The sequence below is a fragment of the Candidatus Methylomirabilis sp. genome (assembly GCF_028716865.1).
Taxonomy (GTDB): Bacteria; Methylomirabilota; Methylomirabilia; order Methylomirabilales; family Methylomirabilaceae; genus Methylomirabilis.
The window spans coordinates 34,044-57,822 of record NZ_JAQUOY010000017.1 but is presented as its reverse complement, the minus strand read 5'-3'; the positions used below and the strand labels follow the sequence as shown (position 1 = coordinate 57,822).

Sequence of the window (23,779 nt, the reverse complement as noted above, 5' to 3'; positions counted from 1 at the left end):
GGGGCATAGATGTCGCGTGAAGTCGTGAGCACCGAGCTGGCCCCGAAGGCTATTGGGCCTTATGAGCAAGGGATTAAGTTCAACGGGTTCCTCTTCACCTCCGGTCAGATCGCGCTCGATCCGGCCACCGGGAAGATGATCGAGGGCGACGTGTCGGCCCAGACGCGCCAAGTCCTGGAAAACCTGAAGGCCGTCCTCGAGGCCGGGGCAAGCTCCCTCGACCGAGTCGTCAAGGCCACCGTGTATCTCACCGACCTGAGCAGTTTCGCCCAGATGAACGAGGTCTATGCCGAATACCTGGGCAAGGTTAAGCCCGCTCGCTCGACGGTCGGTGTGGCTACCCTGCCGCGCGGCGCCATCGTCGAAATCGACTTGGTGGCGACGACGCTGTAGGATTCGATAGGAGCATGATCTACCATGATTACAACCAGTGTCGGCCCACCAGACAAGATGAGCCATCCTACAGGTTGGCGGCGCTGTGGTGAGACCTGCCAAGCAGTTATCTAACGCTACGCATCAGGCATGGCGCGCAGCGCCGTCGACTGGACACCGTACTTAGCTGATATTGCGCACTCGCCTCTTCAGCCCTCGAATCTGGAAGGTTAGATAGACAACGGCCGCAACCAAGAACACCTTCACGGCGGTATCAGACAACCTCTCCCTCTTCCACTGCGCAGACTCCACATCGTCAAGATAACTACTAATGGCAACCTCCTTACCAGTGGCCAGATCTCCGTTCGCAAGCTGGGCTTCGACTTTTGGTTTGCATTGTGATGCGTCCGCCCCATAGAAGGTGATGAACGCCGGCCGGGAGGAACCCTCAGGTGAACGAGCAAGGTTGTCGTAGCGGACCGTTACGGTTACGCTGGTGGCTGAGGGCGAAATATTTCGATTCTCAGGACTTCCGAGCGAATCCGGGTAGGTCTTGTACGAATCAAACCCGACACAGCCTACGAAGTGAGCCTTAATGTTGCGGAGATCGTATTTCGATACGTTGAGGATTTTAACGGTTGACTATCCATCGGCTTGAAGCTGTCGTCGGCTAACATGGCGGGCAATGCCTCAAAAATGTCCCTGGCAAGGCGTATCGCAACCTGCTTCGGAATGGGGCCATCGCTGAGCTTTGGAAGTTTATTCAGCCCATCAACAAATCTGTTAAGCTGCCGATTCCACTCGATTACGGGGTTCTTTCGATACTGCGTCTCATAAACGAAATGGAACTCAGGCCTAGTGAACATCTCGTAAATATTCGGAGTAAACGGAATAGATACGACCAGCAGCGGGACCACAATGTCCGTTAGTATTGTTTTCATGGCGATCTTCGACATAAGCATCGTGGCTGTTAGCTAACGACGCTAACCGGCGGCGTGCTTGCGCGCGGTCTGAGTTGAGCGCGAAGTGAGGCGCCGCGTCGACTCCGACACTTGTAGCAGAGAACGCAGCGCATCGTTTACGGCTGCGGAATCGCGAAATGCCTTCGCGATGTCCGGCTCGAGCACGACGACGTTTGCACCTTCCTTCAGAAGACGCCGATAATACTTTCCGCGAACAGCCTTGGAGTAATCAAGATCGTATTCAGGGCGCATCTCGTCTTGTTCGGTTTCTCTCTTATGTCTCATGACGCTTCCTCTCTCGTACCGTAGCTGGACGGGCACTGATGATTCGCACCGCTGGTCCGCGCTCAGTATGACATACTGCTATGAGTCGGCCCTGAGCGGAGAACCCGATAGTAATGAGCCTCCGTTCACCAACCGAGTGATCGGGATCATCAAATGTCGCAGACAACGGGTCGTAGAATACGGTAACTGCCTCGTCAAATGTGACCCCGTGTTTTTTATGGTTCCGGTTTGCCTTATCACGATCCCACTCAAATCGCATTGTATCCTTTTCAAGGGCAGGATGATTAGGATTAAACTACTGCCGATCCTGAAACTTCCCGGGGCTGCGGCAATTCTCTTTGGTTTCTGAGGGGTTGTCAAGGTTCTCTTGGGCGCACCGTCACCGGCGAACACTGATCGGCAACCCTATTATGGCCAACCGGAACGGCAGGAACAGTCTCTGCTCGAGCTTGACGTATTTCGTTTGGCCGTTTCGCGCACGGACCATTGACCGTTGGTTATTGCGATTCCTTAAAGACAGCTTCCAACTGAGCTATTAGCGACTGAAGGTCTGTCTCAACCGTATCCCAAAGTAGGTCAAGGTCCACTATGTCATATCCGTGGATAAGGCGGTTGCGCATCCCAACAATATCCGGCCAAAGGAATCTCAGGGTATTTTTTTCGGGTGGATATCGACACGCGCGATGCGGCCTCGCTCACAATCTCCGCCAGACGGGTCAGGGACAGTTGCAGCATCCGGTCGGATTCCAAGTCGGAGCGCTTGCGTCCGCGAGCTATTGCGCACGCTTCGCGAGCGTGGTCCAGCATATGCCGCATGCTGACCTGATCGTCATGCCTGCTCAAAGGCAACCTCCGCTTCGTGAAGCACTTCTTCTCGGAAATAGGGGCTGAGACATCCGGCTGTATTCATGTCCACTTTTCGTCCAATTAGGCGACTCAATTCGTTCTCTATTCCTGCCAGACCGATCAATCCGATGCGCGCTCCCGGCTCAAACTCCACCAGCACGTCCACGTCGCTATCGGTCGCAAAATCATCTCGCAACACCGAGCCGAACAGCGCCAGCCTGTGAATCTGATGGCGCCGACAAAACTCCGCGAGTTTATCTTTCGGGATATTGATTTTCGCGCGCACGTTTCCTCCGCTGCCTCTTGACTGAGGATGCCTTGATGACAGGCAATCGTCAAACCCCGTCCTGAAGCTTCATGGGACTGCGGCAATTCTCTTTGGTTTCTACGGAGTTGTCAAGGTTGGCAGGAAGTCAGGGTCATGGGCGAGCATAAAGCGGAGGTTGATGCTCAACGTAATCGAATGCTAATAGCGAAATGGAGTGGGGCGAGCTTGCGTTTGGAAGGTGCTACTACAACCGGCGGCCGACGGCCTCGGCGACGGGGCGTAATTCGTCCATGAGCTTTTGGAACTTCTGGGGTTTCAGCGACTGCAGGCCATCCGATTGGGCTTCCGCAGGGTTTGGATGGACTTCGATGATGAGCCCGTCGGCTCCGCAGGCGACCGCGGCCTTTGCCATCGGCGCTACGTAGTCCCATTGGCCGGTACCGTGACTGGGATCCACAAACAGCGGCAGGTGAGTCAGCTTGCCGAGGACCGGGATCGCGCTCAGGTCGAGAGTGAAGCGGGTGCTGGTCTCGAAGGTCCGAATCCCCCGCTCGCAGAGGATCACGTCGTAGTTCCCCTCCGACAGAATATATTCGGCCGCCATCAGGAACTCCTTGATGGTGGTTGCCATCCCCCGTTTGAGCAGGACCGGCTTGCCGACCTCGCCGGCCCGCTTCAGCAGAGCGAAATTCTGGACGTTTCGAGCGCCGATCTGCAGGATGTCGGCATACGCCGCCACCAATTCGACATCCATCGGGTTTACGACCTCAGTCACGATCTTCAGGCCGGTTGCCGCCCTCGCGACATCCAGGTACTTGAGCCCCTCTTCGGCCAGACCTTGAAAGGCATAGGGCGAGGTGCGCGGCTTGAAGGCTCCTCCGCGAAGCACCTTTGCTCCAGCCGCCTTGACTGACTGGGCGGTCTGCAGCATTTGCGCCTCGCTTTCGACTGAGCATGGGCCGGCCATAACCACGACAGCCGGTCCGCCGATCTCCAGGTCACCCACCTTGATAATACTCTTGCCGCCCTTGACCTCTCGGCTGGCCAGCTTGAACGGCTGGAGGATCGGGACTACGGTCTCCACTCCAGGCATTACCTCCAGCGACTGCAGACGATCCTTACCACGCTCATCCCCCACGGCCCCGATAACCGTCCGCTGTGTCCCCTGAATGATATGGGCCTGATATCCGAGCGCCTCGATCCGCCGAATGATGTCTTGGATCTGGCTCTCGTGGGCACCCGTTTTCATGACGATAATCATGCCGTTCCTCTTACGATTGTCTCCCCTTGGCGGCAACTGCCATTCTGGCAAGTGCCCGCTCAAGGGCGGCCTGGGCCCTGGCATGATCGATGGCTTCATCCCCAAACTGGCGCAACCGCTCTTCAGCCCGCACCTTGGCCTGTTCGGCCCTGGCCAGGTCGATCTCCTCCGGCCGCTCCGCCGACTCCACCAGGACGATCACCTTGTCGGGGCGGACCTCGGCATACCCCCAGTTGACGGCCAGAAACCGCTCCTTCCGCCCCCGCGTATAGGACAGCTCCCCGATCTTCAGCGTCGTCATAAACGGGGTGTGGCCGGGCCAGACGCCGAAATACCCCTCCTGGCCGGGGGCCATCAGTTCCTCGATCTCTTCGCTGATGATCAGCCGCTGAGGCGTCACCACCTCAAGCATAAAAGTCTGACTCTGTTGCTCTGCCATAACGTTATCGTGCCCTATGCGACAGGCTTACTTGTGGCCCGCGAGCTTTTCGGCCTTCTCCCGGGCCTCGTCGAGGGTCCCAACCATGTAGAAGGCCTGCTCCGGCAGATCGTCCGCCTTCCCCTCGATCAGCTCCTTGAATCCCTGGATGGAGTCCTTCAGCTTGACGTAGCGGCCGGGCTGACCCGTGAACTGCTCCGCCACGAAGAAGGGTTGGGAGAGGAATCGCTGAACCTTTCTCGCGCGCGCCACCACCAACTTATCGTCCTCGGACAGCTCGTCCATCCCCAGGATGGCAATGATATCCTGGAGGTCCTTGTAGCGCTGCAGGATCTTCTGGATCGACCTGGCCACCGCGTAGTGCTCTTCACCCACGACACGGGGGTCGAGAATTCGGGAGGTGGAGGCCAGTGGATCGACCGCAGGATAGATCCCCAGCTCGGTAAGCTGCCGGGAAAGGACCGTCGTCGCGTCCAGGTGGGCAAAGGCTGCGGCCGGGGCCGGGTCGGTAATGTCGTCGGCCGGTACGTAGATGGCCTGGACCGAGGTAATGGAGCCGGTCTTGGTCGAGGTGATCCGCTCCTGCAGCTCGCCCATCTCTGTCCCCAGCGTCGGTTGGTAGCCGACAGCCGAGGGCATCCGGCCGAGCAGCGCCGAAACCTCTGAGCCGGCCTGCGTAAAACGGAAAATGTTGTCGACGAACAGCAGGACGTCCTGCTTCTCCTCGTCCCTGAAGTATTCGGCGACGGTCAGCCCGGTCAGCGCTACTCGCAGCCGCGACCCAGGCGGCTCGGTCATCTGACCATAGATGAGCGCGGTCTTCTCAATAACCCCCGACTCCTTCATCTCCAGCCACAGGTCGTTTCCCTCGCGGGTTCGCTCGCCCACCCCCGCAAAGACCGAGAGGCCGCCATGCTCCATGGCGATGTTGCGGATCAGCTCCATAATGACGACGGTCTTGCCGACCCCGGCGCCGCCGAAGAGGCCGGTCTTGCCGCCCTTGGTATACGGTTCCAGCAGATCGACGACCTTGATGCCGGTCTCCAGGATCTCGACCTTGGTCGCCTGTTCGTCGAAGGCTGGGGCGGGGCGGTGGATCGGGTAGTGCGTCTTGGCGTCTATCGGCCCCTGCTTATCCACCGGCTCCCCGATCACGTTCATGATCCGACCGAGCGCAGCCCGGCCCACGGGAATGGTGATCGGCGCGCCGGTGTCAACGACCTCCATCCCCCGGACAAGCCCGTCGGTGGAGGAGAGGGCGATGGCTCGAATCCGGCTCTCTCCCAGGTGTTGGGCCACCTCCACAATCAGCCGTTCACTGTAGGAAAAGATATCCTTGGTCTGCTGGGCCTTGACCTCGAGGGCGTTGTGAATGGCCGGTAGTTTGCCCGGGTCAAACTCGACATCGACGACAGGTCCGATGACCTGCACGATCCTCCCTGCGTTCATCGTCTCACTCCTGGTTGAAAATCAGTCTTCAGCGCTCAGCACAAGCTGACGGCCGTCTCTATCCCTTAGCCGCCCGCAACGCCTCGGCCCCACCGACAACTTCGAGCAGCTCCTTGGTGATTCGTTCCTGCCGCGCCTTGTTGAACTGCAGCGTCAGCAGGTCGATCATCTCTGAGGCGTTCTTGCTCGCCGCATCCATAGCGGTCATCCGGGCGCCGTACTCACCGGCCAACGATTCCATGAGCGCCCTGTACACCTGCACCTCAACATGTTTAGGCAGCAGCCCCTCCAGGATCGCCTTCGGCGACGGCTCATAAATGAAGTCGATGGTGGCCAGCTCCTCAGGGGCTTGCAACGGCTCGATGGGCAGCAGTCGCTCCACCACGACCCGCTGCGTCGCGACCGACTTAAACTCATTATAGACCAACTGGATCTCGTCCGCCTCCTCGGCCACGTAGGCATTCGCCAACTCTCGGCCCAACGCGGCCGCATGGTCATACGCCAACCGATCGAAAAAGCCGATCTGTTCCGACCGGATCGCATAGGGGCGGCGCCGATAGAAATCACGCGTCTTGCGCCCGACGACGACCAGCGTGACGGTCGTTTCGCCGGGTGTTGTGCGGAGCAACTCCAACGACCGGCGCATGATATTGCTATTGAACCCGCCACAGAGTCCCTTGTCGGCGGCGATAACCACGATAATCTTTTTACCGGTTTCGCGTCGGCACAGCAGCGGATGATACTGAGGATCGGCTCTCAAGGCGAGGCTAGCCAGTACCTCCTGCATCTTGAAGGCATAGGGGCGGGCCTCCAGGATACGCTCCTGGGCGCGGCGCAGCTTGGCTGCCGCCACCAACTTCATCGCCTTGGTGATCTGCTGGGTGCTTTTGACTGATGTAATGCGCCGCTTAATATCGCGTAATGTCGCCATGCTCTGCCGCCTCTAAACCCTAACCCCTGCTCTTAGGCCGCCTTTCGAGCCGCCAGAAACTCGGCCTTGCACTCGGTAATCGCCTGGTCCATCTGGGCGCGGAGGGCATCGCTGAGTTCGCGCTTTTCCCTGATCTCCTGAAAGATGCTTGGATACCGCCCCTCGACGGATTTGTGCAACACCCCCTCAAATTGCAAGACCGTGTCAACCGGAAGCTCGTCCAGGTGGCCGGCCGTTCCCGCATAGATAATGAGGATCTGTCGTTCGACCTCGAGGGGCACATACTGCCCCTGTTTCAGCACCTCGACCATTCGCGCGCCCCGATTGAGCTGAGCCTGGGTGGCCTTGTCCAGTTCGCTCCCAAATTGGGCGAACGCGGCCATCTCCCGATACTGCGCCAGGTCCAACCGGAGCTTACCGGCCACCTGCCGCATCGCCTTGATCTGGGCCGAGCCGCCGACTCGGGAGACCGACAGGCCGACGTTGATGGCCGGCCGGATACCGGCGAAGAACAGATCGGTTTCCAGATAGATCTGGCCGTCGGTGATCGAGATCACGTTGGTCGGGATGTAGGCCGAAACGTCGCCAAGCTGGGTCTCGATGATTGGGAGCGCGGTCAGCGACCCTCCGCCCAGATCGTCATTCAGCTTGGCCCCCCGCTCCAGAAGGCGCGAGTGCAGGTAGAAGACATCGCCCGGATAGGCCTCGCGGCCGGGCGGCCGACGCAGCAGCAGCGAGAGCTGGCGATAGGCCTGGGCATGCTTGGACAGGTCGTCGTAGACGCACAGGGAGTGACGCCCAGAGTCGCGGAAATACTCGCCTATCGCGCAGCCGGCATAGGGGGCGATATACTGAAGCGGCGCCAGTTCGGAGGCAGTAGCCGCAACAACCGTGGTGTAGGCCATAGCCCCGGCCTCTTCCAGCGTCTTGACCACCTGGGCGACGGTAGACCGCTTCTGACCGACAGCCACGTAGACACAGAAGACGTCTTTACCCTTCTGGTTGATGATGGCGTCAATCGCGACCGCCGTCTTGCCGGTCTGCCGGTCGCCGATGATCAACTCGCGCTGTCCCCGACCGATCGGGATCATCGCATCGATGGCCTTGATACCGGTCTGAAGCGCCTCCTTAACCGGTCGGCGGTCCACCACCCCGGGGGCCAACCGCTCAATGGGCCGAAGCTCTTTGGCGTCGATCGGTCCCTTGCCGTCGATCGGCAGGCCCAGAGCGTTCACCACCCTCCCCACCAGCGCCTCGCCCACCGGCACCGAGGCGATCCGGCCCGTCCGCTTGACCAGATCACCCTCTTTGATCGCTTCCGCCTCGCCCAACAGGACCGCGCCGACGTTGTCCTCCTCAAGGTTCAGCACCATGCCGAAGACGTCGTGCGGAAACTCCAGGAGTTCGCCGGCCATGGCCTTTTCCAGGCCGTAGATGCGAGCAATCCCGTCGCCCGCCTCGATGACGGTGCCGACCTCCGCGACATCAACGAGCGCCTCGTACCCGGCCAGTTGCTGCTTGATAATTTCGGTGATCTCTTCCGCTTTGATCTGCGCCATTCCGCTACCCTTTCAGTGTCAGCGATACTCGCTCTTCAGCAGGTGTTCGCGCACCTTTTTCAGTTGTGTCCTGACGGACCCATCGTAGATGGTGCTGCCAATTTGCGCAACAAACCCGCCCACGATGGAGGGGTCGACTCGAGCCTCCAGATAGATCTCTTTTCCCGTCGCCATCCGGAGGCGCTCCTGGAGCCCGTGAATGATCGGCTCGGACAGCGGGATCGCTGAGGTCACTGTGGCTTTTCCGCGACCCAGCCGCTCATCGGTCAGTTCCTCATAGGCGAGGGCAATCTCTCCGAGGTGCGGGAGCCGCCGTTTCTCCAGGATCAGATTCAGAAATTTGGCGGTAAGCGGCTTCACCCCCACCCCTTCCGCAATCGTGTGCAGGATGCGCCGTTTATCGCTCAGTGGGATGGCGGGACTCGCAAAGAAGGTCGCCACCTCGCGAGTTCGTTTCATCGTCTCTACAACCGCGCGAAGGTCAGATCCGACCGTCTCCAGCAGTTGCTGCTCGGCCGCAACGTCTGCCAGCGCCTTGGCGTACCTTCTGGCGAGACCGCTGGCTCTCACCGTCCGCTCCCAATCTCGGCCACCACCTGCTCCGCCAGACGGCGATGATCATCGGTGGTAAGACTGCGGGCGATGACGCGCTCCGCGACCCCAAGCGAGAGATCGACTACCTCCGCGCGAAGCTCGGCCTTCGCCCTTTTGACCTCCTGCTCGATCTGCGCCTTGGCCTCGGTCACGAGACGGGCGGCCTCCTCACGCGAGACCTTGAGCAGTCGCTGCCGCTCCTCCTCGACCTCACGGATCGCCGACTCCCGCATGGCGGCGGCCTCCCGCCGGGTCGCGAGAATCTGTGCTTCGTACTCCTTCTGGGTCTGGGCCGCGGCCTCTCTGGCTGCCTTCGCCTCCTCCAGGGAACGCTTGATGCCATCGGCCCGCGTCGCGAGAAACTGGGTGAGCGGCTTGAACAGGAACTTGTACAGCACGGCAATCAAAATGAGAAAGTTCACAACCTGAAGGATCAATGTCTTATTCAGGTTGATGATCCCGGGCTGCTCTCCCCCATGGGCTTCCTCGGCGGCCCATGCAGGGAAGGCCACGAGAAGCGCCAACCCAAGGAAAAAGCAGGCCGTCACCGCGATAAGCCGGATGCGATCCTTCGTCATGGCTTCTGATCCTCCAATCCGGTATTGCTACTGTGCAAAAACGACGAACGAACGACGAAATATCCGCCCATCCCAAGTTGAACCGCCAGCAGGCCGAGCGCCATCCCGATCAGATTCACAGGCAGGTAAACGATCACGAAGAAGACGATGACGGCGACTCCGAAGAGCCTAAGAATAGATCGGACCCACCAGTACTGTTGACCACGCGACCGAGGCGCCTGGCGCTCGGTGAGACGGACCACGGTTTGGACAATGAGTCTGAAGCTGAACAGGCTGACGAGCGCGCCGGTGGCAAGGCCCAAGGCCCAATCCCACTTCCCGAACAGCCCAAAACCGACGAGCCCGGCCGCGACGAGGCCAAGCGCGCCAACCAGCGTACCTCGGACGAACTGCTCCCGCTCGTTCATACCACCGGCAAAAAAGCGCTGCCGGATCCCTTGAGTCGGACCTGGCAGCTCTAAAGATCGTGAAAACGCGCTCAAGCTTGCCCTACTGATTGAGATTTGTCAAGCCTTTTTTGGCCACTTGGGAGCGATGAGCCGCTAGTGTGGCCTCGAGACGGCTGTATTCCTGAACGACGCGAACCGCCTCGCCCGCCGATATGTCGATCCACTTTCTCCCCGGATGAATAGTCATGAAATGCGTGGAGTTCTCAATAGGCTTCAACCCAGGCGGACTATAGATCATGCGGACAGGTCGCCCAATACGTGGTTGGGGTCAATGCCGAGCTGATGTGGGTCTACCGGAGTCACAATATAGCACAAGGGTTGTGTGGGCTGCTGGGCGAGATCGAAGGGCTTCGGTGGTCGATACGGGACACCCCCATTGCTGACCAAGAGCAATGTCGGTAGTAAGGGTTCGGCGTGGTTCAGCCGACTTACCACGCCGATTTCTCTTGTCGAAAGTCTCACATAACTTCCAACGGGGTACAGGCCGACGCACTGAGTGAGCCCTCTCACCACGTGAAGATCGAGGTGCCCGTCAAGCGCCAGCCCATGCAGCTCTCGCATGGCCTGAAATGGGGGTATCCCTTTGTGGTATACACGATCAGAGGTGATGGCATCGTAAATGTCTGCTACGCCTGTGATCAGACCGGACTGACTCAAATCTTTCCGTTTCCGACCGGCGGGGTAGCCGGTCCCATCCAGCCGCTCGTGATGCTCCAGCAGGGGCCAGAAGACCTCCTCCGACAGGGCGGCATGTTGCGACAAGTACTCCGCGCCACGCATGACATGCTGCTTCAGAATCTCTCGTTCACCCTCCTCCAGCCGCCTAGGCGCGTTTAAGAGGTCCACGGGAACCCTCATCTTTCCGATATCGTGGAGTAATGCCCCCAAGCCGAGCCTGGAAAGGGCGTCGCGGGACATCTCGTGATGCAGGCCCATCGCAAGAGCCAGAATAGCAACATTAACCGAGTGGAAGAAGGTGTACTCATCGAAGCTCTTGAGGCGCGAAAGGCTGCAAAGCGCATCCTTATTGCGGAGGACGCTCTCCACCATCCTCTCCGACACCTGGCTAACCGCCTCGACATCGAGCGCTCGATCTTGCCGTGCGGCGCTCATGGCTTGGGCCACTACCACTTTAGCCTGGCCATACACCTCTTTAGCACTGCTCATCTCTTCTTCGAATGAGACTCCCCGGGGCTGGGGCGGATGTAAGAATGAGTGCTCTGTCGTAGGAGTCGCAGAAGGAGTGGTTGTGCGAACGCTGCTCTGAGGAGCAAGGTCCAGCCCCTTCTCCGTATCGATCTCTACAAATTGTACGCCACAGGCGCGCAATGCCTCGATGTGCTCGGAACTCTCGATTCGCATCTTGTGGCGCCAAAAAGGGGTTTTTGTCCACGGCCTATCGAGCCTGGTAACATACATCCCGATTCGTAATTGCCCAATCGCGATCTGTTTCCGCATTCGCCGCTCGCTTATTGAGGCCGTTGGTCTGCCGCAACGGTGGCGCCGCCCACGAGCAGGTCGGGCTCCGCCGCATCATAGAATACGGCCGCCTGGCCCGGGGCGGGGGCGGGCTGGGCCTCTTGCCATCGGACCCGTATCCGACCATCGCCGAGAGGGAACACTGTCGCCGGCATCGCAGCTTGGCGGGAGCGAACCTTCGTCAGGACAGGCCGCTCCCCATTCAAGCGGTCCCACGCTATAAGGTTAAGCTGGTCGGCCACGAATTCATGTTGCAGCAATTCATCCCGCTTGCCCACGATGACCGCGTTGGTTCTCGAGTCAAGCCGGATTACGTAAAAAGGGCCGCCAGCCAACCCCAGACCGCTACGCTGACCTACGGTATAGAGCGCCACGCCCTTGTGTTGCCCGAGGATCCGACCGGCACGATCTGTAATCGGGCCCGGCTTCAGACGGTCTCCACACCGCCCCTGGAGGAAGGTCCGGTAATCGTGGCCAACAAAGCAGAGATCCTGACTGTCGGCCTTGGCGGCGATCCGTAGACCGTAGGCTGCAGCCCGTTCTCGAACCTGGTCCTTAGTCATATGACCGACGGGAAAGCAGATTCTAGCGAGCTGCTCCTGGGTCAGGCTGTACAGGAAATAGCTTTGGTCCCTCTCATAATCGCTCCCACGACGCAGCACGAAGCGAACGCTCTTACGGTCCTGCTCGACTCGCGCATAATGTCCCGTCGCCAGGTGCTCGGCCCCTAGTCCCACCGCCTGCCGGAGCAGAAATCCAAACTTCACCAGCTCATTACAGCGCACGCAGGGATTGGGCGTCAGGCCCCCTATATAGCCTGCCGTAAACGCCTGGATGATCTCGCGATGGAACTGCGACTCATAATTCAGTACGTAATAGGGGATCCCGAGTTGCGCGGCTACGAGCCTCGCATCCTCGGCATCCTTGACAGAGCAACAGCGATCGGCCCGCTCCGAGCCGTTCCCTGTCCCCTCAGACAACAGCTTCAGGCTGATCCCGATAACCTCATACCCTTGCTCTTGGAGCAGGGCGGCGGCGACAGCGCTGTCGACCCCGCCGCTCATCGCCACAACGACTCTCGGCTTACGATTCACGGATTTTGCTCTTGTCTTTTATGCCTTCACCAGGCCTATTCTGTACACCCTTACTCGCGCTTCGACGGGCTCAGCACAAACGAAAAAGATCAATGTTTTCAATAGCATACCATTCGCCATGAGCTTGTCGAAGGGGGAACGGAGATTTGTAGGGCAGGCTCTACCCTACACCCTACCCCCTATACCCTCTACTTTCGCAGCACGGACCCGCTCAACCAGTGGCGGCAAGAGCTCCAGGATGCGGTCGATCTCTGCTTCCGTCGTCCCGGCGCCCAGCGAAAACCGAATCCCGCCGCCATCAATCTCAGACCTTCGGCCCATTGCCCGCAGGACGTGCGACGACTCAAGCGCGCCGGAGGCGCAGGCGGCGCCCGCGGAGACTTCAACCCCCTCGAGATCCAGCGCAACCAGCAATGAATCTGCCCGAACCCCTTGAAATGAGATGTTCGAGGTGTTAGACAGTCGCTGATCCCGGTCGCCATTCCGCCGCGTCCCCGTGATCCGGCCGAGAATACCCGCCTCAAGGCGATCCCTGAGCATCTTCAGACGGTGGCGCTCGATCTGCATCGATTCGAGTGCGAGCCTTGCCGCACAGGCCATGCCGACGGCCGCCGCCACATTCTCTGTCCCGGCCCGGACGCCATGCTCCTGCTCCCCCCCATGTATTTGAGGGACGAGCTTTGTTCCCGGACGGACATACAGGACCCCGATCCCTTTCGGCCCGTAGATCTTGTGTCCTGAAATGGTAAGCAGCTCGACTCCTTGGGCTTCGACATCGACCGGAAGACGGCCAAACGTCTGGACGGCGTCTGAGTGAAAGACGATACCGCGTTCCCGCGCAAGCTGCCCGATTTCAGCAATCGGAAAGATGACTCCGGTCTCGTTGTTGGCATGCATCAAGGAGATGACCGTGGTGTCGGTCCGAACGGTTCGCTTGACCGTCTCCGGATCGATCAGCCCCTCTGCGTCGACCGCCAGACAGGTGACCTCGAACCCCTCCGCCCCCAGGGCCCGGCAGGCGCTGATGACGGCCCGGTGCTCCACCGCCGAGGTCACGATGTGGCGGCCCCGTTCCCGGGCGGCCCAGGCCGCGCCCTTGACGGCCAGGTTGTTCGCCTCCGTTCCCCCAGACACAAAGATCACGCTCTTTTTCTCCCGCGCCCCAAGCGCTGACGCAATCGCTTCACGCGCCTCTTCCAGGGCCAGTTTGGCCTCTCTGCCCCGGCTATGGCTCGAACTGGCATTGCCAAAGCGCGAATCGAAGTATGGCCTCATCGCGTCCAATACTTCCGGACGCATCGGGGTAGTGGCGTTATAGTCACAATAGATACTCATGTTGTCTTCAAGGCCGAGCCTTCTGCTGCTGTCGTTAAGACGCCGAGAGTTGTGACTGCCATCAGCGGAGGGGGGCGCCCCTCATCCAGCAACCGAGCAGATCTCTCCAAAAAGGCGGGCACCTACCACCAGGAGATAGAACGTCAGATAGGGCCACAGCAGGGCTCCCAGAACCGGGATGGTTCCGATGAGGCCTGCCCCAATAAGTGAGCCGATACTCAGCAGGTACGCTGCCGCATACTCGGCAAGTACTTTTCGGATCTTAAGCCAGACCGCCACCGGGTGAAGGACCGCTTCCAGCCGGCGCTCCTCAAGGTAGCACGCAATACCCATCGGGAGAAAGAATCCGGCTGTAATCCCGGCGAGCATTCCGAGCAGCATCAGGACGAGGCCGAGACCCAGCGCTACACCCCCTCGGGCCAAAAGGCCGAAGCCGGAGACGATGAATAGAAGGGGAATGACCTCGTAAGCCATGCCGAGCATAAACAGCAGCAACCCCTTCAGACACAAGGCCGACCACTGCCTCCACGACGGCATCGAGTCTGCTTGGGGAACTTTCAGGGCGCCTTGAAAAACCAGCACCACAAAGCCGAGCGCGGGGAAGTTGGTCGCTTGCGCCAGCAAGGACCCCGCGATGGCGAATTCCCGGGTAAGCAGGAAACCAAGGGTCACAAAGAGGGCCTCCAAGAGCAGTCCAACGCTGCCGCCAACCACGATCTTCGACAGCCATTCCCGATCTTCCAATGGGAAGACCAGCGCCCTCAGCACCCGGTTATGCAAACCCGCTCCTGTAATGTTTCACGTGCAACACCAAGTACTCAGTCGCGCCCGCAGATGCGCTCGTAGATCCTCTCGAGGTCCTCCATCGAGTAGAACTCTACCTCGACCGTCCCTCCCACCCCTTTTCTGCAGATCCGAACCTTGGTCCCGAGCGCCTGCCGAAGGGCATCCTCGGCTGCCCGGAACGTCGGTTCGCTTACTGCCGGGCGACGCTCCCGACTGCCGGCCTGTTTCAGCCGCCGGACTAGCGCTTCGGTGGCGCGAACGGACAGGCCTCTGCGGATCGCCTCATTGCGCGCTTTGATCTGGTCGGTCCCCCGCTCCAGCCCCAGCAGAGCCCGAGCGTGTCCTTCGGACAAGGCGCCTTCAACGAGGTCGGCCTGGATCTGCTTTGGAAGCTTGAGGAGCCGCAACGCGTTGGCCACCGAGGAGCGATCGCGACCCACACGCCGGGCCACCTCTTCCTGGGTCAGCCCAAACTCATCCTGAAGCCTTAAGTACGCCTCAGCCGACTCGATCGGGTTCAGGTCCTCCCGCTGCAGGTTCTCTACCAACGCGACCTCCAGCGCCTGGCTACTGGACAGCTCTTTTACCAGGGCCGGGACTGTGTCGAGTCCTGCCATCCGTGCAGCTCTCAGGCGCCGCTCCCCGGCTACCACCTCAAACCGACCCCCTTCTCGACGAAGGAGGATGGGCAAGAGTACCCCATGGGCCCTAATAGAGGCCGCCAACTCGTTGAGCTTGGAGTCGTTCATGGCGTGGCGTGGCTGAGATGTGCCGGGGGCGATCTCCTCTATCCGGACCTGCATGACCCCGGAGGAATCGGCTCCGGGGATCAGTGCCTCCAACCCCCTACCGAGGGCTTTGCGTTGCACCATCGATAATCTCCTTGGCTAAGCGAAGGTAGCTCTCCGCCCCGGACGAGCGGCTGTCGTAGAGAAGAACCGGTTTCCCGAAGCTGGGCGCCTCGCTCAGTCGCACGTTTCGGGGAATCACCGTTCTCAGGACTGCGTGCGGAAAGTGGCGCCGCACCTCCTGCTCCACCTGCTCGCAAATATTCAGCCTCATGTCATACATAGTCAGGACGATCCCTTCGACCTGAAGGCCCGGGTTGAGGCTCATCCGACAGAGGGTGATGGCCTCCATAATCCTGGCCAATCCTTCCAGGGCGTAGTATTCGCATTGAAGCGGAATCAGAACTGAGTGGGCGGCTGCCAAGGCGTTAACCGTCAGCAGGCCAAGGGAAGGCGGGCAGTCGATCAACACGTAGGCATACTCTTCCACTCCGATGCTTAGCGCATCCTTCAGGCGAGCTTCACGATGCGGGCTTAAGGCCAGCTCTACCTCCGCCCCGATGAGGCGGTCTCCAGCCGGAACCAGGTCCAGCCCTGGGGCCGGGGTCGGCCGCACCACTTCAGCGACCTTTGCCCCACCCATGAGCAGGTCATAGGCGGCCGGCGTGGCCTCGCGTGCGACCCCTAATGCGCTCGTGGCATTGCCCTGCGGGTCGATGTCGAGGAGGAGCGTCCGCTGCTCCTCCGCCGCGAGAGAGGCGGCCAGATTCACGGCCGTTGTCGTCTTGCCGACCCCACCCTTTTGGTTCGCAATGGCGATGATACGCATTGCTGCCCTCCCTATTAAACTTGGCCCTTCCGGCTCTTGTGTGAGTGAACGATATTTCGATGGGTTCCTGGATATGGTAGACAGCCATCACTCTCCCGCCCCTTGAAGCGCTGTTCAGGCTCCCGCCATATCCACGTGATTCCTGGAAGAGCCCTGCACTTAATCGGAAAGAGTACCACAGCCGGCGGCAGGAATAAAGCGACGGATTGGGAGGAGTTTCACGTGAAACATTATGAGGCGAGAAGGGGCAATTTATCCAGGATGAGCAGGTGGGTTGGCGAATACCCCACATCGGGGGCCGGGACCTCAAGGAGTTGCGTCCTCATTCCTAATACGCGAAGCAGCGGGCGCGCGAGCGGAAGCAAGCCGCGCGTCCTTTGGCCCATCTGCAAGATCAACCGCCCACCAGGCTTCAGAAGCGGCTCCACCCTGCGCGCCACATCCGGAACCGGTCCCACTGCCCGCGCGAAGGCGACGTCGTAGCCGCCCTGATGCTCGGCGCTTCCGTGCAGCTCCTCGACCCTCGCCTGGATGCAGCGAATTCCGGTAAGCTCCAGTCGCCGTATGATGGAACGCAGAAAAGTGGCTCGCCTGCGCCTGGGTTCGAGCAGCAGCATGTCGATGTCGGGGTAGCCTATCTTGAGGACCAACCCGGGGAATCCCGCGCCCGATCCAACGTCGACGGCTTTCATCAACGGTGTGGGCTCGAAGGCCGCCCTGTAGGCGAAGGAGCGAAGGAACCCCTCGCGGATGATCGCTTCTTCAGACCGTAACCCGGTCAGGTTTACGTGCGCGGCCCAGCGTCGCAGCTCCGACAAGTATACGCTGAGCGCCTCGTGCTGTACCGGCGTCAACCGAAGCCCGATGTGGTCGAGCCCGCGGCGCAACAACTCACTGCGGCAAGCAACGCTCTGTTGGGCCGCCTGCTCTGGCAAGGCACCCCCGCCGTTAGGCCGCCTCCGGTCCACGGAGCGTGAGCTTCCCTTGCTTCTGCAGCCAGTGTTGCTGACCCACCTGGAGAACGTTGTTCACAAGCCAATACAGCACAAGCCCTGAGGGGAAGGTCCAAAACATGACGATGAACATGACAGGCATCATGTACAGCATGATCTGTGCTTGCTGCGGATCACCCACACTGGGGGACATTTTTTGCTGCAGGAACATGCTGCCGCCCATGAAAATGGCCAAAAGGTTAAAAGGATAGTTCTGTAAGCCCCACAGATTAATCGTGAAGAGCGCATCGGGTTGAGAGAGGTCCTTGATCCAGAGGAAATGGGCCTGCCACATCTCCACTGAGCTCGAGAGGGCGTTGTACAGAGCGACGAAAATCGGGATTTGAACGAGCATAGGCAAGCAGCCACCCAACGGGTTGACCCCGTGCTTCCTGTACAGCGCCATGACCTCTTGCTGCTTCTTCTGCGGATTGTTTTTGAGGCGCTCTGTGATGGCGGCAATCTTTGGTTGCAGGGATTTCATGGCTTGCATCGACCGGAGGCTTTTCGCGGTAAGAGGATGGAGGGCGACCTTCTGCAGCAGGCTGACCAGGATAATGGCGACGCCGTAGTTACCGCTGAGACGATGCAGGAAGCGCAGGAGGTGCAGCGCCGGACGGGCGAGAGTATCGAACCACCCAAGGTCCACGATGTTGGTCAGATCCGACCCGGCGGCCTTCAGTTGGTCGATATCCTTCGGCCCACCATAGAGAGCGAAGCGCTGGGTCAGCTCCTCACCCGGCTGAAGGCTCTGGGCGGGGGTGGCGAGAGAAATAATCGGCCGCTCTTGTGGCCCTTTGCGCACTGTCGCCACGCTCCCTTTGTCCCCGGACAAGAGCGCTGCGGCAAAATAGAGATTCTGAAGGGCCGTCCACGACACTTGCCCCTTATGGGTGGCGATGCCCTGGAGGCCTCCAAGGTCGTCCGTCACGCGATGCCCGTCTACCCAACTGGTGGGCGGCAACGGCCGCGTGCGCCTGTCGTCGCGACCACTGTAGAACCCTGGGCCCCACGCGAGTTCCGGCGCGATAGTCATCGGCTCCTTGCCGGCGTTTTTCCAGGAGAGCTCAACCTCAGCCCGGTAGCTGTTGCCCTTGAATGTCAAGCGCTTCGAGAGCTGGAGCGGGCCGTTTCCCCGCGAAGACAAGAGAATCGACCCGGTCTCGGACGACCCGCGAAGGTTGAGTTGCGCTTTGTCGATGTCGAAGTCCAGTGGCGCCGGTTGTTCCGCACTCCCGCTTGATACCGTAAGCGGGCCCGTCAGGTCTTCTGGTTGGAGCGCGACGAGGTCCACCCCCTGCCCATCAGCAACCGAATACGGTTTGAGCTGCCAACTCTTCAACGCCCCGCCCCGCGACGTCAAAATGGCCTTCACGACACCCGTCTCCACGATCACTTCCCGCTCCGGCGCCCTGGGCGAGGTCTCCCGCTCCTGAAGCCGACCCGAGAGAGAAGAGCCGTCGCTCGATGGGGACGCGGCGGGTTTTGCCGCTGCGGGGACGGCCTCCTTTTTCGACGGATCCGGCGTCTCCTCGGGGCGGCGGGGCAGGAGGTACTGTCCACCAAAAAGAATCAGGGTCGCAAGAGCGACCGCCAACAGTGCCCGCACTTGTGTCGACATGTAACTCCTATTCCGGAGGCTAAGCGCCCGAAAAGGTGGCCCCTTATTTCACCGGGTCGTATCCACCCTGGCACCACGGGTGACATCGGGCGAGACGATGTACGGCGAGAAGCAGGCCTCGCGCCAATCCGTACCTGCCTATCGCCTCATGGGCATAATCGGCACAAGAAGGGTAAAACCTGCAAGCCGGCGGAAGAAGCGGCGACACAATGGTCTTGTACGCCAGCAGAATACCTCTAGCGATGTTCGCTGATGTCATCTGGCCGACCCGCTTCAGAGGAACTGGAAGGCGAGAGTCTGCGTGCGCGCTCAAAAAGGTCAAAGATCTGACCTCTCATATCGCGTCGGCTAAGCGCACCAATGCCCTTCTTCGCGGTAATCACAATTTCAATGCCTTGGGGAAGCTGATGGCGGTTGAGCCGAAATGTCTCACGCGCCAAGCGTTTAGCTTTATTCCGAACAGTTGCAGTGCCCGCACGTGTTCCAAAAGCCAGCCTGAGCTCTTGTTTTTTAGTTGACGGAAACCTTGCATACAGAGTAAAATAATTTGTATTTAAAGCCCTTCTTGGCCGGGCTGCACGGCCCGATTCCGGTTGTCGCATCTCTCCGATCGATCTCTTGAGCTTGAGAATGATTGGGTTGGCGGCGCCTAGCGGAAGCGTGGGGCAACATTACACGGTGAGTCTTTTTCGCCCCTTTGCCCTTCTTCGCTTGATGACCTTTCGGCCGTTTGGGGTGCTCATTCGAGTAAGGAAGCCATGCGTTCGTTTTCGCTTACTTTTGTTGGGTTGGTATGTCCGTTTCATGATGAGTTCCTATTGAGCAGTAAGGTTTATTCCCCCGTTCATGATGAAAGCAAGGGTCAATATAGCTTGCGGCATCGCTGCTGTCAAGCCTAAATAGCGCACGGGGACGACGAGGTTGGCTGATATTGCTTTCTTTTTGCTCCGTTTAGTCGAAATCCTTGCTAACTACTGATATTTAAAGCTATAGGAGTTTTTCAACAGGTGTGGACAAGGTGTGTGTAAGTGAGTAGATTTAGGAAGTTGTCATTTCCTGGGGGTAGTCTGTTAATAGCTGTTGACGCCCTCAGTGAATGTACCGTTTATACACAACACTTGACATAGCATCAGCCATTGAAAGGCGTGAAGGTTTAGGGGTTTGGTGGTTCATCCACATTTCCAGGGGTCCTATTACTACTCCGATCTTTAAGTTTTTACTTAGTTCATTCAAAGAATAGTAATACAACACTTTCGAAGAGGTGAGGGGTACATGCACATCAAGGTGTTGCGGGACGATCTGTTGAATGGCGTCGGGCCGATCCAGGCTGTTGTAGAAACCAAGCGAAGTCTTCCCATCCTCTCACATCTCCTTCTCGAATCCACCTCTTCATATCTGTCGGTATTTGGAACGGATTTGGATGTCGGTGTACGGAAACGGGTGCCGGGGCAGGTCTTGAGGGAGGGGTCTGTTGCGCTTTCAGCCAGAAAGCTGTATGAAATTGTTCGCGAACTCCCTGCTACATCCGTAGACCTCGTAGTCGATACGGAACTCACAGCGACCATCACATGTGGAAACTCAGAATTTAGGATTAAGGGTCTATCGAGGGACGACTTTCCATCGATGCGCGAACCTAAACAGAAGGGGATTGTCCTTGATCGTCGCCTATTCCGCGACATGATTCGACGGACACTGTTCGCGGTTTCCTCTGACCAGACTCGCTACACCTTGAATGGAATCCTCTTCCGTGTGACGCCAAAGGATGTCAAGATGGTGGCTACTGACGGCCATCGCCTTGCCATGACCAACTTAGACGATGACGTTTTAAAAGACGGTAACCCGATGGATGCGATTATTCCACGGAAGGCCGCGGCCGAGACGCTCAAGCTCTTGCGAGAAGAACCCGGCGAGATCGAAATTGAGATCTCAGACAATCACCTCCTTCTCCAGACCGATGACACCTTGATTGATGCGCGCCTCATTGAGGGACAGTTTCCCAACTACGAACAGGTCATCCCCGCAAATGCGACCAAGGAGGTCACGGTAAATCGTGAGGCGTTCCTGGCCGGGCTTCGCCGGACTTCCACTATCCTGGGTGAGCGCGCCCTTCCCACCACAATGAAGCTCACCCCAGGGAGACTTCTGCTCAGTTGTGTCAATCTCGACCTTGGAGAGGCGCGAGAACACCTCGACGTCGAGTATCAGCACGAAGAGATGAGTGTGGGGTTCAACGCACGATACATCCTGGACTTCCTGGGCGTGCTTACGACGGAGCAGGCGACGATCCGGTTACAGGACCCGCTCAGCCCGGCGTTATTTGCCGGTAAGGATGACAAGCGATATACCTGTGTAATCATGCCGATGAGGATCTAACGTTCAGTGGACAATAAGGGGAGCATGAATAGAGAACCTAGAGATCTCAATATGGACGCCGCCGAACAAATCGACGTCTACGATGCCGCCCAGATCAGGGTCCTCGAGGGTCTCGAGGCCGTGCGGAAGCGTCCCGCGATGTACATCGGCAGCACCGGGTTCGAAGGACTCCATCACCTGGTGTACGAAGTCGTAGACAACAGCGTGGACGAGGCGCTCGCTGGATACTGCGACCAGGTGGAGGTCACAGTTCATTCCGACAACAGCGTCACCATCGTGGACAACGGGCGCGGCATCCCGGTCGATATCCATGAGCAGACCGGCCGACCAGCCCTGGAGGTGGTGATGACCACCCTCCACGCTGGGGGCAAGTTTGACAATTCGGCCTATAAGGTGTCGGGCGGCTTGCACGGTGTCGGCCTCTCCGTGGTGAATGCGCTCGCAGAGCGGCTCGAGGTCGAAATCTGGCGTGACGGCAAGCGATATCTACAACAGTATGAGCGGGGCAAGCCGACGGGCGATCTTGAAGAGGTCGGCAAGGCCCGGAAGACCGGAACCCGCGTGACGTTCGTTCCCGACCACGAGATCTTCGAAGACCGGACATTCAGCCTGGATACCCTCAGCAATCGCCTGCGCGAGCTGTCGTTTCTCAATAAGGGTCTACGTATTCGGCTGGCCGATGAGCGGATCAACGAGGCGCGGGAGTTCTACTATACGGGGGGCATCAGGTCATTTGTTGAGCTGCTCAATGAGAACAAGGTCGTGCTCCATCCGAAGCCAATCTACATCGAAGTCCAGCGCGATACGACCGTTGTCGAGGTAGCCATCCAGTATAACGACGGATACGGCGAGACGGTATTCTCCTTTGCCAACAACATTAATACCCATGATGGCGGCACGCACCTGATTGGATTTCGATCGGCCCTAACCAGAACGATTAACAGCTATGCAGCATCGCACGACCTGCTCAAGAACTTGAAGGCAACGGTGACCGGCGACGACATCCGCGAAGGGCTGACCGCCGTCATCAGCGTGAAGCTTCCCAACCCCCAATTTGAGGGACAAACCAAGGCCCGCCTGAACAACCCCGACATGAAAGGCCTGGTCGAAACCATTGTCAACGAGAAGCTGGCAGAATATCTGGAAGAGAACCCGGCGATCGGCCGGCGCATCGTTGAGAAGGCGACCGAAGCGGCCCGCGCGCGCGAGGCGGCCCGCAAGGCAAAGGAATTAGCGCGCCGGAAGGGGCCACTCGATGGTGATGACTTACCGGGGAAGCTGGCCGACTGCTCAGAGAAAAACCCTGCCCTCTGCGAGTTATACATCGTTGAGGGAGATTCGGCCGGCGGTTCAGCGAAGCAGGGGCGCGACCGACGGTTCCAGGCTATCCTGCCGCTGAGGGGAAAGATTTTGAACACTGAACGGGCGCGGGCCGACAGGATGCTTTCATCAACGGAGATCCGGGTCCTCATCTCGGCGCTGGGGGCGGGCATCGATCCCGAATTCGACATCGGGCGGCTGCGCTATCACCGAATTATCCTTATGACCGATGCCGATGTGGACGGGGAGCACATCCGGACCCTACTGCTGACCTTCTTCTTTCGGCACCTTCGCCAGGTCGTCGATGATGGCCACCTGTACATCGCGCAGCCACCCCTCTACAAGGTGAAAAGAGGGAGGGCTGAGCGGTACCTGAAGAACGACCGTGCGATGGAGGAGTTTCTGCTGGAGACAGCCGCCGAGGCGCTCCAGATAGAAGGCAGCAACGGCGGGACGCCCTGGACCGGACAGCGCCTCCACGGCATATTGCGGAAGCTGTTGACCTGGCATAGTTGCCTTCGGGCGATGGAACGCCGAGGGCGACACCCCGACGTCGTGGCGGCATTAGTGCGAGCCGGCGGCGCCGTCCGTGGGGCTTTGAAGGATGAAGAGAGGACTCAGCAGCTTCTGGCGAGGCTACTTGACTCACTGCAGGCTCACGCCGCGCGACTGGGGCCGGCCGAAGGGCGTATGGAGTGGGACGATGAGCGGGAGATACATCGGCTTATTCTCAGTCTTGGGCCCAACGCGCAGGGGCAGCGAAGCCAGGCCACTGTCGACCAGGAGCTTGTCGGGTCCCCGGAATATCGAGAGTTGGAGACTGCCGCCGCTGCGCTCTCCGGACTTGGGCCCCCCCCCTTCAGGGTGGTGGCGGAGAGCGGCGTTGCCCCCGCGGAGTCTTGGAACGATCTGCTTGACAAGAGTATGGCCGCAGCCAGGAAGGGGTTAGCGATCCAGCGGTATAAGGGCCTTGGAGAGATGAACCCGGAGCAGCTTTGGCAGACGACGATGAACCCGGAAAGCCGGACGCTGCTCCGGGTGAGGGTCGAGGACGCAGTTGCCGCCGAGCAGATCTTTACCACCCTGATGGGCGACCAGGTGGAGCCGCGGCGGCTCTTTATCGAGCGACACGCCCCAGAGGCCAGCAATCTGGACATTTAGGACTGAAT

27 protein-coding genes are annotated in these 23,779 nt (G+C 59.4%); 3 read left to right on the top strand and 24 right to left on the bottom strand.

All coding sequences use genetic code 11. The annotated features are described in order from the left end of the window. The first annotated feature begins 9 nt into the window (after window positions 1–9). Window positions 10–393: a RidA family protein gene (locus tag PHV01_RS08295; protein ID WP_337290684.1), complete on the top strand. Its 384-nt coding sequence runs from the start codon at window positions 10–12 to the stop codon at window positions 391–393. A gap of 557 nt (window positions 394–950) precedes the next feature. On the opposite strand, the gene PHV01_RS08290 is transcribed toward PHV01_RS08295, so the two are convergent. From PHV01_RS08290 to rpmH, 24 genes are all read right to left on the bottom strand, one after another. Further along, entirely contained in the window at window positions 951–1,328 is a 378-nt protein-coding gene (locus PHV01_RS08290) for a hypothetical protein (protein WP_337290683.1), read from the bottom strand. A 27-nt stretch (window positions 1,329–1,355) separates the two neighbouring features. Then, window positions 1,356–1,619, bottom strand: coding sequence for a hypothetical protein (locus PHV01_RS08285; protein WP_337290682.1), 264 nt, complete (start codon window positions 1,617–1,619; stop codon window positions 1,356–1,358). Next, a complete protein-coding gene (locus tag PHV01_RS08280) occupies window positions 1,609–1,878 on the bottom strand; it encodes a BrnT family toxin (RefSeq protein ID WP_337290681.1) in 270 nt (89 codons plus the stop codon). Before PHV01_RS08280 ends, PHV01_RS08285 begins: the two co-directional genes overlap by 11 nt. A gap of 238 nt (window positions 1,879–2,116) precedes the next feature. Beyond that, a complete protein-coding gene (locus PHV01_RS08275) occupies window positions 2,117–2,239 on the bottom strand; it encodes a HepT-like ribonuclease domain-containing protein (protein ID WP_337290680.1) in 123 nt (40 codons plus the stop codon). 209 nt (window positions 2,240–2,448) lie between these two features. After that, window positions 2,449–2,751 (bottom strand): nucleotidyltransferase family protein, encoded by a 303-nt coding sequence (locus PHV01_RS08270; protein ID WP_337290679.1) that lies wholly within the window; start codon window positions 2,749–2,751, stop codon window positions 2,449–2,451. 226 nt (window positions 2,752–2,977) lie between these two features. Next, window positions 2,978–3,994, bottom strand: a complete 1,017-nt coding sequence (aroF, locus tag PHV01_RS08265) for a 3-deoxy-7-phosphoheptulonate synthase (protein ID WP_337290678.1) — start codon at window positions 3,992–3,994, stop codon at window positions 2,978–2,980. Between the two features lie 10 nt (window positions 3,995–4,004). Beyond that, window positions 4,005–4,433 carry a F0F1 ATP synthase subunit epsilon gene (locus PHV01_RS08260; protein ID WP_337290677.1) on the bottom strand — a complete coding sequence of 143 codons (429 nt, stop codon included), beginning with the start codon at window positions 4,431–4,433 and terminating at the stop codon, window positions 4,005–4,007. Between the two features lie 27 nt (window positions 4,434–4,460). Beyond that, window positions 4,461–5,882 carry a F0F1 ATP synthase subunit beta gene (gene atpD, locus PHV01_RS08255; protein WP_337290676.1) on the bottom strand — a complete coding sequence of 474 codons (1,422 nt, stop codon included), beginning with the start codon at window positions 5,880–5,882 and terminating at the stop codon, window positions 4,461–4,463. Between the two features lie 58 nt (window positions 5,883–5,940). After that, entirely contained in the window at window positions 5,941–6,813 is an 873-nt protein-coding gene (gene atpG / locus PHV01_RS08250; protein ID WP_337290675.1) for an ATP synthase F1 subunit gamma, read from the bottom strand. A 32-nt stretch (window positions 6,814–6,845) separates the two neighbouring features. Continuing rightward, window positions 6,846–8,372: a F0F1 ATP synthase subunit alpha gene (gene atpA / locus PHV01_RS08245; RefSeq protein WP_337290674.1), complete on the bottom strand. Its 1,527-nt coding sequence runs from the start codon at window positions 8,370–8,372 to the stop codon at window positions 6,846–6,848. Between the two features lie 18 nt (window positions 8,373–8,390). Then, window positions 8,391–8,942: an ATP synthase F1 subunit delta gene (gene atpH / locus PHV01_RS08240; protein ID WP_337290673.1), complete on the bottom strand. Its 552-nt coding sequence runs from the start codon at window positions 8,940–8,942 to the stop codon at window positions 8,391–8,393. Further along, window positions 8,939–9,544, bottom strand: a complete 606-nt coding sequence (gene atpF, locus PHV01_RS08235) for a F0F1 ATP synthase subunit B (RefSeq protein WP_337290672.1) — start codon at window positions 9,542–9,544, stop codon at window positions 8,939–8,941. The genes atpH and atpF overlap by 4 nt, the downstream gene beginning before the upstream one ends. After that, on the bottom strand, window positions 9,541–9,951 hold the full coding sequence (locus tag PHV01_RS08230; protein WP_337290671.1) for an ATP synthase subunit I: 411 nt from the start codon (window positions 9,949–9,951) through the stop codon (window positions 9,541–9,543). The genes atpF and PHV01_RS08230 overlap by 4 nt, the downstream gene beginning before the upstream one ends. Before the next feature lie 276 nt (window positions 9,952–10,227). After that, window positions 10,228–11,451 (bottom strand): HD-GYP domain-containing protein, encoded by a 1,224-nt coding sequence (locus PHV01_RS08225; protein WP_337290670.1) that lies wholly within the window; start codon window positions 11,449–11,451, stop codon window positions 10,228–10,230. A gap of 11 nt (window positions 11,452–11,462) precedes the next feature. Continuing rightward, window positions 11,463–12,566 (bottom strand): tRNA 2-thiouridine(34) synthase MnmA, encoded by a 1,104-nt coding sequence (mnmA, locus tag PHV01_RS08220; RefSeq protein WP_337290669.1) that lies wholly within the window; start codon window positions 12,564–12,566, stop codon window positions 11,463–11,465. A 165-nt stretch (window positions 12,567–12,731) separates the two neighbouring features. Further along, complete coding sequence (locus tag PHV01_RS08215) at window positions 12,732–13,901, bottom strand: cysteine desulfurase family protein (protein ID WP_337290668.1); 1,170 nt, start codon at window positions 13,899–13,901, stop codon at window positions 12,732–12,734. 81 nt (window positions 13,902–13,982) lie between these two features. After that, window positions 13,983–14,681, bottom strand: a complete 699-nt coding sequence (locus PHV01_RS08210; protein ID WP_337290667.1) for a DUF4013 domain-containing protein — start codon at window positions 14,679–14,681, stop codon at window positions 13,983–13,985. A 38-nt stretch (window positions 14,682–14,719) separates the two neighbouring features. Then, window positions 14,720–15,559 carry a ParB/RepB/Spo0J family partition protein gene (locus PHV01_RS08205; RefSeq protein ID WP_337290666.1) on the bottom strand — a complete coding sequence of 280 codons (840 nt, stop codon included), beginning with the start codon at window positions 15,557–15,559 and terminating at the stop codon, window positions 14,720–14,722. After that, entirely contained in the window at window positions 15,534–16,304 is a 771-nt protein-coding gene (locus PHV01_RS08200; protein WP_337290665.1) for a ParA family protein, read from the bottom strand. Before PHV01_RS08200 ends, PHV01_RS08205 begins: the two co-directional genes overlap by 26 nt. 230 nt (window positions 16,305–16,534) lie before the next feature. Continuing rightward, window positions 16,535–17,239, bottom strand: a complete 705-nt coding sequence (gene rsmG, locus PHV01_RS08195; protein ID WP_337290664.1) for a 16S rRNA (guanine(527)-N(7))-methyltransferase RsmG — start codon at window positions 17,237–17,239, stop codon at window positions 16,535–16,537. A gap of 13 nt (window positions 17,240–17,252) precedes the next feature. Next, the gene (gene yidC, locus PHV01_RS08190; RefSeq protein WP_337290663.1) at window positions 17,253–18,917 is read right to left on the bottom strand and encodes a membrane protein insertase YidC; all 1,665 of its coding nucleotides are present in this window, start codon (window positions 18,915–18,917) and stop codon (window positions 17,253–17,255) included. A 43-nt stretch (window positions 18,918–18,960) separates the two neighbouring features. Then, complete coding sequence (gene yidD / locus PHV01_RS08185; RefSeq protein WP_337290662.1) at window positions 18,961–19,176, bottom strand: membrane protein insertion efficiency factor YidD; 216 nt, start codon at window positions 19,174–19,176, stop codon at window positions 18,961–18,963. Then, window positions 19,154–19,519, bottom strand: a complete 366-nt coding sequence (locus PHV01_RS08180) for a ribonuclease P protein component (RefSeq protein ID WP_337290661.1) — start codon at window positions 19,517–19,519, stop codon at window positions 19,154–19,156. The genes yidD and PHV01_RS08180 overlap by 23 nt, the downstream gene beginning before the upstream one ends. Before the next feature lie 69 nt (window positions 19,520–19,588). Beyond that, complete coding sequence (gene rpmH / locus PHV01_RS08175) at window positions 19,589–19,723, bottom strand: 50S ribosomal protein L34 (RefSeq protein ID WP_337290660.1); 135 nt, start codon at window positions 19,721–19,723, stop codon at window positions 19,589–19,591. Between the two features lie 466 nt (window positions 19,724–20,189). Here rpmH and dnaN point away from each other — a divergent pair, with 466 nt between their 5' ends. Together dnaN and gyrB are read left to right on the top strand one after the other, a co-directional pair. Then, a complete protein-coding gene (dnaN, locus tag PHV01_RS08170) occupies window positions 20,190–21,290 on the top strand; it encodes a DNA polymerase III subunit beta (RefSeq protein ID WP_337290659.1) in 1,101 nt (366 codons plus the stop codon). Window positions 21,291–21,341: 51 nt separating this feature from the next. After that, on the top strand, window positions 21,342–23,771 hold the full coding sequence (gene gyrB / locus PHV01_RS08165; protein WP_337290693.1) for a DNA topoisomerase (ATP-hydrolyzing) subunit B: 2,430 nt from the start codon (window positions 21,342–21,344) through the stop codon (window positions 23,769–23,771). Window positions 23,772–23,779 lie beyond the last annotated feature (8 nt).

Bases quoted from the DNA above. Each gene is read 5' to 3' on its own strand.
- PHV01_RS08295 (WP_337290684.1), top strand. From the start codon at position 10: ATGTCGCGTGAAGTCGTGAGCACCGAGCTGGCCCCGAAGGCTATTGGG.
- PHV01_RS08290 (WP_337290683.1), bottom strand. From the start codon at position 1,328: ATGTCGAAGATCGCCATGAAAACAATACTAACGGACATTGTGGTCCCG.
- PHV01_RS08285 (WP_337290682.1), bottom strand. From the start codon at position 1,619: ATGAGACATAAGAGAGAAACCGAACAAGACGAGATGCGCCCTGAATAC.
- PHV01_RS08280 (WP_337290681.1), bottom strand. From the start codon at position 1,878: ATGCGATTTGAGTGGGATCGTGATAAGGCAAACCGGAACCATAAAAAA.
- PHV01_RS08275 (WP_337290680.1), bottom strand. From the start codon at position 2,239: ATGCGCAACCGCCTTATCCACGGATATGACATAGTGGACCTTGACCTA.
- aroF (WP_337290678.1), bottom strand. From the start codon at position 3,994: ATGATTATCGTCATGAAAACGGGTGCCCACGAGAGCCAGATCCAAGAC.
- PHV01_RS08260 (WP_337290677.1), bottom strand. From the start codon at position 4,433: ATGGCAGAGCAACAGAGTCAGACTTTTATGCTTGAGGTGGTGACGCCT.
- atpD (WP_337290676.1), bottom strand. From the start codon at position 5,882: ATGAACGCAGGGAGGATCGTGCAGGTCATCGGACCTGTCGTCGATGTC.
- atpG (WP_337290675.1), bottom strand. From the start codon at position 6,813: ATGGCGACATTACGCGATATTAAGCGGCGCATTACATCAGTCAAAAGC.
- atpA (WP_337290674.1), bottom strand. From the start codon at position 8,372: ATGGCGCAGATCAAAGCGGAAGAGATCACCGAAATTATCAAGCAGCAA.
- atpF (WP_337290672.1), bottom strand. From the start codon at position 9,544: ATGACGAAGGATCGCATCCGGCTTATCGCGGTGACGGCCTGCTTTTTC.
- PHV01_RS08230 (WP_337290671.1), bottom strand. From the start codon at position 9,951: ATGAACGAGCGGGAGCAGTTCGTCCGAGGTACGCTGGTTGGCGCGCTT.
- PHV01_RS08225 (WP_337290670.1), bottom strand. From the start codon at position 11,451: ATGCGGAAACAGATCGCGATTGGGCAATTACGAATCGGGATGTATGTT.
- PHV01_RS08215 (WP_337290668.1), bottom strand. From the start codon at position 13,901: ATGAGTATCTATTGTGACTATAACGCCACTACCCCGATGCGTCCGGAA.
- PHV01_RS08205 (WP_337290666.1), bottom strand. From the start codon at position 15,559: ATGGTGCAACGCAAAGCCCTCGGTAGGGGGTTGGAGGCACTGATCCCC.
- PHV01_RS08200 (WP_337290665.1), bottom strand. From the start codon at position 16,304: ATGCGTATCATCGCCATTGCGAACCAAAAGGGTGGGGTCGGCAAGACG.
- yidC (WP_337290663.1), bottom strand. From the start codon at position 18,917: ATGTCGACACAAGTGCGGGCACTGTTGGCGGTCGCTCTTGCGACCCTG.
- yidD (WP_337290662.1), bottom strand. From the start codon at position 19,176: ATGACATCAGCGAACATCGCTAGAGGTATTCTGCTGGCGTACAAGACC.
- PHV01_RS08180 (WP_337290661.1), bottom strand. From the start codon at position 19,519: ATGCGACAACCGGAATCGGGCCGTGCAGCCCGGCCAAGAAGGGCTTTA.
- rpmH (WP_337290660.1), bottom strand. From the start codon at position 19,723: ATGAAACGGACATACCAACCCAACAAAAGTAAGCGAAAACGAACGCAT.
- dnaN (WP_337290659.1), top strand. From the start codon at position 20,190: ATGCACATCAAGGTGTTGCGGGACGATCTGTTGAATGGCGTCGGGCCG.
- gyrB (WP_337290693.1), top strand. From the start codon at position 21,342: ATGGACGCCGCCGAACAAATCGACGTCTACGATGCCGCCCAGATCAGG.